Source organism: Arthrobacter sp. NPDC080086 (assembly GCF_040702285.1).
The window spans coordinates 80,740-92,603 of the sequence record NZ_JBFBKP010000008.1 but is presented as its reverse complement, the minus strand read 5'-3'; the positions used below and the strand labels follow the sequence as shown (position 1 = coordinate 92,603).

Annotated in this window: 13 protein-coding genes; 5 read left to right on the top strand and 8 right to left on the bottom strand. The window is 70.0% G+C overall.

Going from position 1 to position 11,864, the window contains the following annotated elements; translation table 11 throughout:
* From AB0305_RS05370 to purL, 4 genes are all read left to right on the top strand, one after another.
* On the top strand, positions 1-698 hold a 698-nt coding region (locus AB0305_RS05370; RefSeq protein ID WP_366171982.1), incomplete at its 5' end, for a chaplin family protein.
* Positions 699-967: 269 nt separating this feature from the next.
* Complete coding sequence (purS, locus tag AB0305_RS05365; protein WP_290256746.1) at positions 968-1,219, top strand: phosphoribosylformylglycinamidine synthase subunit PurS; 252 nt, start codon at positions 968-970, stop codon at positions 1,217-1,219.
* Between the two features lies 1 nt (position 1,220).
* Positions 1,221-1,979 carry a phosphoribosylformylglycinamidine synthase subunit PurQ gene (gene purQ / locus AB0305_RS05360; protein ID WP_364136398.1) on the top strand — a complete coding sequence of 253 codons (759 nt, stop codon included), beginning with the start codon at positions 1,221-1,223 and terminating at the stop codon, positions 1,977-1,979.
* Complete coding sequence (gene purL / locus AB0305_RS05355; RefSeq protein WP_290256748.1) at positions 1,976-4,309, top strand: phosphoribosylformylglycinamidine synthase subunit PurL; 2,334 nt, start codon at positions 1,976-1,978, stop codon at positions 4,307-4,309. Before purQ ends, purL begins: the two co-directional genes overlap by 4 nt.
* A 94-nt stretch (positions 4,310-4,403) precedes the next feature.
* On the opposite strand, the gene AB0305_RS05350 is transcribed toward purL, so the two are convergent.
* Positions 4,404-6,512, bottom strand: coding sequence for a transglycosylase domain-containing protein (locus tag AB0305_RS05350; protein WP_364136396.1), 2,109 nt, complete (start codon positions 6,510-6,512; stop codon positions 4,404-4,406).
* Positions 6,502-7,518 carry a prolipoprotein diacylglyceryl transferase gene (lgt, locus tag AB0305_RS05345; RefSeq protein ID WP_364136394.1) on the bottom strand — a complete coding sequence of 339 codons (1,017 nt, stop codon included), beginning with the start codon at positions 7,516-7,518 and terminating at the stop codon, positions 6,502-6,504. Before lgt ends, AB0305_RS05350 begins: the two co-directional genes overlap by 11 nt.
* Before the next feature lie 89 nt (positions 7,519-7,607).
* On the opposite strand from lgt, the gene AB0305_RS05340 reads away from it, so the two are divergent.
* A complete protein-coding gene (locus AB0305_RS05340; RefSeq protein ID WP_364136392.1) occupies positions 7,608-8,135 on the top strand; it encodes a MarR family transcriptional regulator in 528 nt (175 codons plus the stop codon).
* 45 nt (positions 8,136-8,180) lie between these two features.
* On the opposite strand, the gene AB0305_RS05335 is transcribed toward AB0305_RS05340, so the two are convergent.
* From AB0305_RS05335 to AB0305_RS05310, 6 genes are all read right to left on the bottom strand, one after another.
* Positions 8,181-8,474 carry a DUF503 domain-containing protein gene (locus tag AB0305_RS05335; RefSeq protein WP_290256752.1) on the bottom strand — a complete coding sequence of 98 codons (294 nt, stop codon included), beginning with the start codon at positions 8,472-8,474 and terminating at the stop codon, positions 8,181-8,183.
* Positions 8,475-8,495: 21 nt separating this feature from the next.
* The gene (locus AB0305_RS05330; protein ID WP_290256753.1) at positions 8,496-8,813 is read right to left on the bottom strand and encodes a putative quinol monooxygenase; all 318 of its coding nucleotides are present in this window, start codon (positions 8,811-8,813) and stop codon (positions 8,496-8,498) included.
* Between the two features lie 75 nt (positions 8,814-8,888).
* On the bottom strand, positions 8,889-9,491 hold the full coding sequence (locus AB0305_RS05325) for a hypothetical protein (RefSeq protein ID WP_290256754.1): 603 nt from the start codon (positions 9,489-9,491) through the stop codon (positions 8,889-8,891).
* A complete protein-coding gene (locus AB0305_RS05320) occupies positions 9,485-10,054 on the bottom strand; it encodes a DUF1990 domain-containing protein (protein ID WP_364136390.1) in 570 nt (189 codons plus the stop codon). Before AB0305_RS05320 ends, AB0305_RS05325 begins: the two co-directional genes overlap by 7 nt.
* Positions 10,051-10,488, bottom strand: a complete 438-nt coding sequence (locus AB0305_RS05315; RefSeq protein ID WP_364136388.1) for an MmcQ/YjbR family DNA-binding protein — start codon at positions 10,486-10,488, stop codon at positions 10,051-10,053. Before AB0305_RS05315 ends, AB0305_RS05320 begins: the two co-directional genes overlap by 4 nt.
* A 113-nt stretch (positions 10,489-10,601) precedes the next feature.
* Positions 10,602-11,852, bottom strand: coding sequence for an acyl-CoA dehydrogenase family protein (locus tag AB0305_RS05310; protein ID WP_364136386.1), 1,251 nt, complete (start codon positions 11,850-11,852; stop codon positions 10,602-10,604).
* Positions 11,853-11,864: the final 12 nt, after the last annotated feature.

Here is an 11,864-nt window from a genome sequence, read left to right as displayed (position 1 = left end):
CTCCGATCACCGTCGGCGCCACCTCCGTGGGCGCACTGGGCGACTCCACCGCCACCACCGGCGGGACCACCGCCGGGACCGCACCGGCCGAATCCACCTCCGCGGGTCCGACAACCACCGGGGCGGACGGAATCCTCTCCGGCACCCAGGTCACCGCACCGGTCACGGCCCCGATCAACCTCGGCGCCACCTCCGTGGGAGCACTGGGTGACTCCACTGCCACCACGGGTTCCGGCAACACGGGCCAGGCAGCAGCGGGCCCCACATCGAGTCCTGCCACGACCGGCTCCGGCGGGATTCTCTCCGGCACCCAGATCACCGCGCCCATCAGCGCGCCGATCTCGCTCGGCGCCACCTCGGTGGGCGTCGGTGGCGGCTCTGCGGCCACGACGGGCAACCCGCCCACGGTCACCCCGCCGGTCGTGACTCCCCCGATGGTTACCCCGCCGGTCGTCACACCGCCATTGGTTACTCCCCCGGCGGCGGAGTCGCCTGCAGCCGTCCAGCCCGGAAACCAGGGCGCCACCGGCACCTCGCATGGCATCGTGTCCGCCGCTTCAGCGCCGTCAGGTGTCCCCGCCGGGGCCACCACGCTCGCCTACACCGGAGCCAACGCCAACGCACTGTGGCTCGCGGGCCTGTTCCTCGGCGCGGGACTGCTGATGTTGCTCGGTATGCGGCTCAAGTGGTCGGCCTAAGCAACGGCCCCAGTAAAGGACTAACCGTCCTGTGAGCTGTCCGGGGACGCCCCATGGCGTCCCCGGACATCCGCGCGCACAGGGCCAGCCAGGCTCCAGCGGTCACGAATACGCCCGGCGGAGCAGGCCCGGTAGAATAAGCGTGCAAGCTCGCGGAGCGCCCGAACCACGCCGTCCTGGAACATTCCTGTTTCATCACAGCGGGACCGGCGTGAGACGGCACCACTCCGCTGCGCCCTTACCCAACGCTCACGCACAGGAGTTGCCGGATGCCCCGGATCGTTGTCGACGTCATGCCCAAGCCCGAGATTCTGGACCCGCAGGGGAAGGCGATCGTCGGAGCGTTGCCCCGCCTCGGATTCACCGCCTTCAGCGGCGTCCGCCAGGGCAAGCGTTTCGAACTCACCGTCGACGGCGAGGTGACCGAGGAGATCCTGGCCCAGGCCCGGAACGCCGCGGAGACCCTGCTCTCCAACCCGGTGATCGAGGATGTCGTCAACGTCGAGGTCGTCGAGGCCTGAAATGACTGAACAACCCCTGATCGGCGAGGCCGTCGCGATCGCTGCCGAGCCCCGGCTCGCTGGCGCGAAGATCGGCGTCGTCACCTTCCCCGGCACCCTCGATGACCGCGACGCCGCCCGCGCCGTCCGGCTGGCCGGCGCCACCCCCGTGGCCCTCTGGCACGCGGACACCACCCTGGCCGACGTCGACGCCGTCGTGATCCCCGGCGGTTTCTCCTACGGTGATTACCTGCGCGCCGGCGCGATCGCCCGGTTCGCCCCGCTCATGTCGAAGATCATCGACGCCGCCAACTCCGAGGCCCGCCTGCCGGTCCTGGGCATCTGCAACGGCTTCCAGATCCTCACCGAGTCGCACCTTTTGCCCGGCTCCATGATCAAGAACGACCACCTGAAGTTCCTCTGCCGCGACCAGGTCCTCCGCGTGGAGAACACCGCCACGGCGTGGACCGGCGACTACACCGCCGGCCAGGAAATCACCGTTCCGCTGAAGAACCAGGACGGCCAGTACATCGCGGACGAGAAGACCCTCGACGCGTTGGAAGCCGAGAACCGCGTGGTGTTCCGCTACGTCGGCTGGAACCCGAACGGCTCCCGCCGCGACATCGCCGGCATCACCAACGAGGCGGGCAACGTGGTGGGCCTCATGCCGCACCCCGAGCACGCCATCGAGGCGGGCTTCGGTCCGGAGAACGGCTCCGGCACCGGGGGCCTGGGCTTTTTCACCTCTGTCCTGAACAAGATCGTGGGAGACAACAAATGACCGAGACCCCCGCCGTGGCCAAGCCCGCGGAGTCCGGCAAGAAGTTCAACATCGACACGGTGGAGAACGCGGCCAGGACCCCGGACACCGAGCTGCCCTGGGCCGAGCTGGGCCTGAAGCAGAACGAGTTCGACGAGGTTGTCAAGGTCCTCGGCCGCCGCCCCACCGGCGCCGAGCTGGCCATGTACTCCGTCATGTGGAGCGAGCACTGCTCCTACAAGTCCTCCAAGAACCACCTGCGCCAGTTCGGCGAGAAGGTCACCGAGGAGATGAAGAAGGACATGCTAGTGGGCATCGGCGAGAACGCCGGTGTCACCAACCTCGGCGACGGCTGGGCCGTGACCTTCAAGATCGAGTCGCACAACTCGCCCTCCTTCGTGGAGCCTTACCAGGGCGCCGCGACCGGCATCGGCGGGATCGTCCGCGACATCATCTCGATGGGCGCCCGCCCCGTGGCCGTCATGGACCCGCTGCGCTTCGGCGCGATCGACCACCCGGACACCGCCCGCGTCATGCACGGCGCCGTGGCCGGCATCGGCGGCTACGGTAACTCCCTGGGCCTGCCGAACATCGGCGGGGAGATGGTCTTCGACTCCGTTTACCAGGGCAACCCGCTGGTCAACGCCCTCGCCGTCGGCGTCATGCGGCATGAGGACATCCGCCTCGCCAACGCCTCCGGCAAGGGCAACAAGGTTGTCCTGTTCGGTGCCCGCACCGGCGGCGACGGAATCGGCGGCGCGTCCGTGCTGGCGTCCGAGTCCTTCGACGACACCAAGCCCTCCAAGCGTCCGGCCGTGCAGGTGGGCGACCCGTTCGCGGAGAAGGTCCTGATCGAGTGCTGCCTGGAGCTCTTCAAGGGTTCCCTGGTGGAGGGCATCCAAGACCTCGGCGCTGCGGGCATCTCCTGCGCCACCTCCGAACTGGCGTCCAACGGCGACGGCGGCATGCAGGTCGAGCTGACCTCCGTGCTGCTGCGCGACCCCACCCTGACCCCGGGCGAAATCCTGATGTCCGAGTCGCAGGAACGCATGATGGCCGTGGTCACCCCCGAGAACGTCGAGGCGTTCGAGGCCGTGATGGACAAGTGGGCCGTGGAGTACTCCTGGCTGGGCGAGGTGACCGACACCGGCCGCCTGATCATCACCTGGGACGGCGAAGTGATCGTCGACGTCGACCCGCGCACCGTCGCCCACGACGGCCCGGTCTACGACCGCCCCTACGCCCGTCCCGAGTGGCAGGACTCCGTCCAGGCGGATGCCTTCACCGGCTCCGTGCAGGACGCCGGCCGCCCGGCCGCCCCGTCCGAGCTCGCTGCGGCCGTCACCGAGCTGGTGGCCTCGCCGAACATGTGCAGCAAGGCCTGGATCACCAACCAGTACGACCGGTACGTCGGCGGCAACACCGCCATGGCGTTCCCGGACGACGCCGGCGTGGTCCGGGTGGACGAGGAGACCGGCCTGGGCGTGGCCCTGGCCACCGACGCCAACGGCCGCTACACCTACCTGGACCCGTACCAGGGCGCGCAGCTGGCCCTGGCCGAGGCGTACCGCAACGTGGCCACCTCCGGCGCCATCCCGATGGCCGTCAGCGACTGCCTGAACTTCGGTTCCCCCGAGGACCCGGACGTCATGTGGCAGCTCGCCGAAGCCATCCGCGGCCTCTCCGACGCCTGCATGGAGCTCGGCATCCCGGTCACCGGCGGCAACGTCTCGCTCTACAACCAGACCGGCACCACCCCCATCCACCCCTCCCCCGTGGTGGCGGTGCTGGGCAAGCTCGACGACGTCGCCCGCCGCACGCCGTCGGGCTGGCGTGAGGACGGCCAGGCGATCTACCTCCTCGGCACCACCGGTTCCGAACTGGACGGGTCCGAATGGGCCAACATGCGCGGCCACCTGGGCGGCCGGCCGCCGAAGGTTGACCTCGCCGCCGAGCGCGAGCTGGGCCAGATCCTGATCAACGCCTCCCGCGACGGCATGGTGGACTCCGCCCACGACGTCTCCGAGGGCGGCCTCGCCGCGGCCCTGGTGGAATCCTCGCTGCGCTACGGCGTCGGCGCCCGGATCTCGCTGCAGGACGTCATGGACCGCGACGGCGTGGACCTCTTCACCGCGCTGTTCTCCGAGTCGCAGGCGCGCGCCGTCGTGGCCGTGCCCCGCTCGGAGGAGATCCGCTTCAAGGACATGTGCACCGCCCGCGGCTTCGCGCACGTCCGGATCGGCGTCGTCGACGCCGAGGGCGGCACGCTGGAGATCAACGGCGTGGACACCCTGAGCCTGGACGCGCTCCGCGAGGCGCACGAGGGGACACTGCCGAAGTACTTCGGCTGACGCTCACCCACCGCCTGAACTGAACGGCCGCCCCTCCACTGGAGGGGCGGCCGTTCGGTTTTAATCAAGGTCGCGCTTCAGGCGGTACCCGGCATCAGCGGGTCATCGACGCCGGAGGCATGGCGAATGGGGCGCCGGGATAGCGTTGCGCCGCGGCGTCCATCAGCCGGCCCCACTGGCCGCCGGCGATGTCCGCGCCGTCCACGCCCACGTAGTAGCGGCCGTTGATGGTGATGTCCTGGTTCACCCAGCGCGGTCCGATGCCCTGGTAGCTGCCGAACCAGGACGCCGTGGTGATCCCGGAGGTGCCGCCCACGGTCCAGGTCATGGTGTTGCCGTCCGTGGTGCCGGTCTTGGCGAAGATGTCCGTGGCCTTGGAAACCGGGATGTTGTAGCCGGAGCCCCGGGTCAGCACGTTCTTCAGCGCGTAGGTCACCCCGGCCGCGACGTCCGGATCGACGGCCTGCTGGCAGTGCGCGTCCGGGACCGGGTACGTCTTGCCGTGCGGGCCGGTGACCGATTCGAGGGCGATCGGGTCGCAGTGCTCGCCGCCGGCGGCGAAGGTGGCGTAGGCGTCGGCCATGGTCAGCGGTGCGACGTCCTGGGTGCCGATCAGGCTGGCGATGCTGGAAACGTCGTAGGGCTTGTTGGTGTGTCCGTCGGCGACGCCGGCCGCCGTCGCCATTTTCTGGATGTTGCAGAAGTCCAGCTGCGCGGCGGACTGGAAGGTGATGGTGTTGATCGACTGGTAGAGGCCCTGGAGGACGCTCATCCTGACGTAGTGGTTCGCGTCGTCGTTGGGCAGGAGGTGCGTCCCTGCCGCCGGGTCATAGGATCCGGTGGTGCGGCCGCAGGAGTTCTGCCAGGGGTAGCCGGGCCGGTAGAGGCGCACCGCGCCGTCCAGGACGGTGCCCATGGACTTGCCGGCGCGCAGCCACTCGGCGAAGACGAACGGCTTCATGGTGGAGCCGATCTGGAAGCCGCCGGCGCCATCGAGGGGCTGGCCGTTGGCGTCCCGTTCGGGCAGCGCGAAGTTGCCGGTGTAGTTGCCCGGACCCGCCGTGGGGTTGTAATTGGTGTTCTGCGCCATGGTCAGCACCTTGCCGGTGCCGGGCTGGACGCTGACCAGGGACGCCCCGCGCTGCAGCGGGTCGGTGGCGGACATGGAGGCGTTGACCTGGTCCTGGGCCACCTTTTGCAGCGCCGGGTCCAGGGTGGTGCGGATCGTCAGGCCGCCCAGGTAGAGCAGCTTCTTCCGGGCGTCCTCGTCGGGCCCGAAGGCCGGGTCGTTGAGGATCAGCCGCTGGACGTAGTCGCAGAAGTAGGGCGCGGAGACGGCACCGGCGCAGCCCTGGCTGGCCGGGTGGACGTTGAGGCCGATCGGTGCCTTGACCGCCGCGTCGTGGTCGGCCTGGCTGATCTTGCCCTGCTGGAGCATCTTGTCGAGGACCTCGTTGCGGCGGGACACCACGTGGTCCGGCTGGGTGAGCGGGTCGTAGTAGACCGGGCTGTTGACGACGCCGGCCAGCGCCGCCGCCTGCGGCAGGGTCAGTTGCGCGGCGCTGACGTTGAAGTATTCGTGGGCGGCGGCGTCGATCCCGTAAGCGCCGTTGCCGAAGTAGACCACGTTGAGGTAGCCCTGCAGAATCTGGTCCTTGGAGTAGGTCTTCTCCAGGGCGATCGCGAGCTTCATCTCCCGCAGCTTGTCCCCCACCGTCTTGGCGTAGCCGAGCTTGACGTCCTCGCTCTTCCCCTGCGCCACGAGGGATTCGATGATCATGTTGTTGACGTACTGCTGGGTGAGGGTGGACGCGCCCTGGCGGCCACCCTGCGCGGTGGCGACGAGGGCGCGCAGGATGCCGGTGGTGTCGATGCCGCCGTGCTGATAGAAACGGGCGTCCTCGATGGCGACGATGCCGTCCTTGATGAAGGGGGACATCTTGTCCAGGCTGACCGGCGCCCGGTTCTCCGCGTAGAAGGAGGCGATGACGGAACCGTCGTTGGCCAGGACGGTGGAGGTGGCCGGCGGGGCGTTGAGGTTCAGGTCATCGGGGAGCTTGTCGAACATGCCGATCGAGTCGCTGACCACCGCGCCCGCCATGGCGGTGGCGGGGATAAAGAGACCGGCCACCAGCACGCCGCACACGGTCCCGGCCGCGATGAAGGCCAGGACCGCACGCCAGAGGGATCGCCTAGCGGGCATCGGGATGTTCCCGGGTCGCGGGGGCGGTCTCGGCGTCGCCGGCGGTCTTGGCGTCGACGGCGGAGGGGGCGTCGCCAGCGGACGGGGCGTCGACGGTAGAGGGGGTGTCAAGAGCGGGAGGTGCGTCGGCGGCGGGAGGCTCGTCACCGCCGTCGGGCGCGGCGCCCGGGATCGCCGCCGAAGGCTTCCGGCGGAAGGTCAGCAGGAAGCCCGCCACGCCGCCAAGGAAGATCAGCGCGGCCACCCAGGTGTTGACCCGGAGCCCCAGGATCAGGTTGGCGTAGTCCGAGCGCATCAGTTCGAAGGCGAAGCGGCCCGCCGTGTATCCGGCGACGTAGAGGGCGAACACGCTGCCGGCTCCGAGCTTGAAGCGGCGGTCCAGGAAGAGGATGAGCAGGGCGACGGCGACGCACCAGAGTGACTCGTACAGGAAGGTCGGCTGGAAGTAGCCGAGCACCACGGCGGCGCCGGAGGGATCGGTGACCGCGTTTCCGGCGGCGTCCATCTGGTGGATCTGCAGCTTCCACGGCAGGGTGGTGGGGTCGCCGTAGAGTTCGTTGTTGAACCAGTTGCCCCAGCGGCCGAGGGCCTGGGCAAAGAGCACGCCGGGCGCCACGGAATCCAGGAAGGCCACGAAGGACACCCCGGCCCGGCGGCAGCCGATCCAGGCGCCCACGCAGCCGAGCGCGATCGCTCCCCAGATGCCCAGGCCGCCGTCCCAGATGGCGAAAGCATTCCAGGGGTTCCGGCCGGGCAGGAAATACAGCTCCGGGTCGGTGATGACGTGGTAGGTCCGGCCGCCGATGATCCCGGCCGGGACAGCCCAGACGCAGATGTCCAGGACCTGGCCGGGCAGGCCTCCGCGGGCGATCCAACGGCGGGACCCCAGCCAGATGGCCACCGCGATGCCGGCCAGGATGCAGAGGGCGTAGAAGTGGATGGTCAGCGGTCCCACGTGGAAGGCGCTGACGGTCGGGGACGGGAAAAACGAATCTCCGGCGGTCATGGCGGTCCTGTCTAAGAAGTGCGCGGCACGGTAATTGGTTCTGCCACAGAACTATTCTAGGTCTGACTCTATCCGGCTAAACTGGGCGGATGATGAGGGCCGTGGAATCCGCACCGGAGGCAGCGGCCCGCCGGGACTCCGGCGCGTGGTCCCTGACCGGCGTGATCACCCGCCTGCGCAGGGTGCTGCGCTCCAGCGTGCGGCAGGAGTTTCCCTGGGAAGCGCTGCCGATGGCCCAGGTGGAGGTCCTGCAGCGGCTGGCCGAGGAACCGGGAATCGGCGTGAGCGGGCTGGCTTCGCGGCAGCGGCTGGCCGTCAACACGGTGAGCAACCTGGTCCAGCAGATGGTGGTGTCGGGGCTGGTGGAGCGGCTGACCCGGCCGGGCGACCGGCGTTCGGTGACGCTGACCCTTACCGAGCGGGGCGCCGCGGTCCTCGCCGCCTGGCAGGACGCCAATGACCGCCGCCTGGGCGACGCCCTCCGGCGGCTGCCCGAATCCTCGCAGCAGGCCATCGAGGACGCACTTCCGGCACTGGCCGCCCTGGCCGCCCTGTTGGAGGCGGAGGACCGGGAACCCGACGGCGGCGGCCTGCCTTCCCGGGACCCCGCGCCCTGAGGCCGTGCGCCCTGAGGCCCCGCGCCCTGGGGCCGCGCGCCGGGCCTAGTCGTCGCTGCGGAGTTCGCGCTGGCGGGCGCTGAGGAGTTCGACCTCCGGCCGGGCCGCGACGAAGCGTTCGACGGCGGCCAGCACCTCGATGAGGTGGGCGCGGTCCGCGGCGACCAGTCCGGCGCCCACCAGGGCCCTGCGGTACTGGTCCTGGTAGCCGGCCTCCGTGACGGAGATGTCGAAGCGCCGCTTCAGCTCCGCCAGCAGCGGCCGGACCACGGACCGTTTTTCCTTCAGGCTGTGCACGTCGCCCAGCAGAAGGTCGAACTCGATCCAGCCGATCCACATGGCCCCAGCGTAACGCCCGGGCTAGATGGTGAGCTCGCCCATCCGGTCCCAGCCGTCGCCGTCGATCTGGCGGCTGATGATCCGGGGCGTCTCCACCAGGGCCTGGGGCATGTCCTCCATGGCCTTTTTGAAGTGGGCGCTGTTGACGTGGTCTCCGGCGGCGTCGTCCTTGAAGGCCTCGACGAGGACGAACTCGTTCGGGTCCTCGACGCTGCGTGACCACTCGAACCAGAGGTTGCCGGCTTCCTTGCGGGTGGAGGAGGTGAAGTCCTCCACGAGGCCGAGCCAGCGCTCGGACCAGTCGGGCTTGACCTTGAATTTGACGACGATGAAGATCATGGACGGTCCCTTTCGGTACGGATACGGTCTTTCAGTATTTCAGTTGGGCCGGTCTGCCCGCTGCCGGTCAGCCGGTCAGCAGGCGCCGATGGCGGCCCGGGCGAGCTCCTGCTGCCGGGGCGTGCCGACCCGTTCGGCCCACTGCTCGGCCAGCTGGAATTCGACCATGGCCTCGGTGCAGCGGCCCGCCTCGTGCAGCGACCAGCCGAGGTTGTTGTGCAGTGCCACCAGCCACCGCCGGGTGCGTTCGTCGCCGGCGGTGGAGGCGTACTCGAGGGCGCTGCGGGTCCAGGTTTCGGCGTGGGCGGTGTCCGCGATGGCCAGCATGTGCAGCGCGTCCACGGCCAGGAAGTCCTCGCCAAGGTGGTCCGCGAGTTCCGCGGCCTGCTCGAAAAGGGGAACGGCCATCTCGGGGTGGCCGCCGGAGTTGAGCACCCGGCCGCGCTCGAGCAGGACCCTCACCGCCACGGTGGGTTCGTCGGCGTCGACCGCGTCCAGCAGTGCGTCGGCTTCCTCGTACCGGCCCTGCAGCCCGATCGCCCGGCCCAGCTGGGTGGCAAGTTCGGCGCGTTCATCGGCGTCGAATGCCGGGTCCTCCAGTGCCTCCCTGAAGCGGGCTTCGGAGAGCCCGGGATTGTCGAAGTTCCAGATCAGGTCCAGGTTCTGTTGGTTCAGCATCCACTCACTCCTGCTCGGTTCACGCCGGCGGCCAGTTCCTGTGCACTCCTAACGTACCGGGAAGTGACCAGCCGGCGCGCCCGGTCCGTGACGGGACGGCCGGCGGCGTAGAACCAGGTGGACGGGACACCGAAGGCGGTGATGGTGATCAGCACCCGGCCGGCCTCATCCAGCGAGATCTCGAAGGACTCCTCGCCCCGGACGGGGTGCCCGGGCAGGGTGCCGTAACCGAATCCGGCCGACTGCGGGCCGGCCCCGGGGCGGGGCGGGTGCACCCAGACCACCTCGCAGGGAGCGTCGACGCGGAACGGGCCGACGCCGAAGCCGCTGACCACCCGGACGCCGGAGGCGACGTCGGATTCGGCCCGGACCCGCAGCCCCGCGCCGCGGTGCAGCTGCCAGGTCATCAGGCCGTGCACCGCCCGGCGGTAGGCCGCCTCCCCGTCGCCGATGTGGGCCCGGGTGACGATGCCGTTGCCATCCGCGGGAAGCCGGCCGCTCTCGGTGGCACCGACGCCGGAATAGGTAAGCTCGCCCGCGGCGATCCGGTCCCCGCCCCTCACGGCCGGTCCCCGATCCGGTCGTTGCCCCGGTCCCCACCCCGTGCCAGCCGGGACCAGCCCAGTTGCGCCTGCTGGGCCCGGCTCAGGGTGGCCACCACCAGGTCGTAGGAATCCTCCACCATGTCCCGGATCATGTCGTCCGGGAGCGCACCGTCCAGCCGGACGCCGTTCCAGTGCCGCTTGTTCAGGTGCCAGGCTCCGGTGATCTCCGGGTGCACCTGCCGGAGCTGTTCCGCGAGCGCCGGTTCGCATTTGAGGCTCACGCTGAAGTCCTCCGGGTCCATGGCGGACAGGGCGAAGACCTTCGCCTGGTGCCGGGCCCCGCCGGCAATGGCGGCGCGGACCTTGAACACGGCCATCTCGGGCCCGAACGGGTAGTCCTCGAAGGCGCCGGGGAAGCCCAGGCAGATTTCTCGCAGTGCGGCCGCATCCATGGTCCGAGCTTACGTCCGGGGCCGGACAGCGGGCAGCCCGGACCCGGGAGGCTAGGTCTCCGCGGTGAGGCTAAGCCGCCCCGGTGTGCTGAAGCGGCGCGGCTGGATGGACGCTACTCCCCCGCCGCCGGCGCCTTCGGCGCGTCGCCGATGCTGTGAAGCCCCTCCGGTGTGGTGCCGTTGACCTCGTAGTCGCCCAGGATCCGGGCCTTGAAGACCGCCGGGTTGTGCGTGGCGACCGTGCGGGCGTTCCGCCAGTGCCGGTCCAGTGCCTTGGCCTTCGAGGTGGCGGAGGCGCCGGTGACGTCGAAGAGCTGCTGGGCTGCCGACTGCACCAGCTCGGGGACCAGCAGCTGCGCCTTCCCCACGGCCGCCTCTCCCCTGCTGTACCGCTCGGCGGGGGCGAGGTCCAGGCCCGGATCGGCGGCGGCGTCGAGCTCGCGGGCGGCGGCCAGGACCACGGACTCCGCGGCGAAGACCTTGGCGGAGAGCTGCCCCACGAGTTGCAGGATCAGCGGGTCGTGCCGGAACAGCTCGCCCGAGCCGGTGTTGAAGGTGCGTTTCCGGTCCCGGACCAGTGCCCTCGCATCCGCCAGGGCCGCCCGCCCGATCCCGGCCAGCACCGCCAGCAGGACAAGCTGGAAGAAGGCCGGTTCGTGCGTGGTGGACACCGAACGCTGGATGATGTGCTCCGCGGGCACGGCGACGTCGCGGAAAATTGTGGTGCCCGTCCCGGTGAGCTGCTGGCCGAACCCGTCCCAGTCGTCGAGAATCTCCACCCCGGGCGCCGTGGTGCTAACGACGGCGTATTGGCGGCCCTCCCGGCCCGCGGTACTGGCCGTGACGGCGATCCACCGGGCGAAGATGGTCCCGGTGGTGTAGAACTTCCGGCCGTTGAGCACCCAGTCCGGTCCGGACGGGGTCAGCGTGGTTCCGGTGGCGCCGAGGACGTTGCCGGACTGCTCGGTGGCCGCATTGCCGAAGATTTCGCCGGCCACCACCCGCGGGTACCAGCGGTCCTGGAAGCCGGGGCCCTCCAGGCCCACGGTCTCCACGAACGCGAAGTGCGAGCGGTACAGGTGCGCCACCGAGGAGTCGGCCTCGGCCAGTTCCACCAGCAGCCGGAAGAACGGCTCGAAGCCGATCCCGTCCCCTCCGTGCTCCACGGGGACCCGCAGCCGGCCGAACCCTGCCTCGTTGAGCCAGCGGACCTGCTCGAAGGGCAGGACGCGGTCCCGCTCCCGGTCCAGGGCGCCCTCGGCGATCCGGGCGAAGACCGGGCGGAACCGCCCGGCCAGGGCCTGGTAGCCGTGCTCCGTGGTGGCGCCCGCCGCCGTCGTCGTTGTTTCTGTTGAGGTGCTCATCGCGTCTCCTGT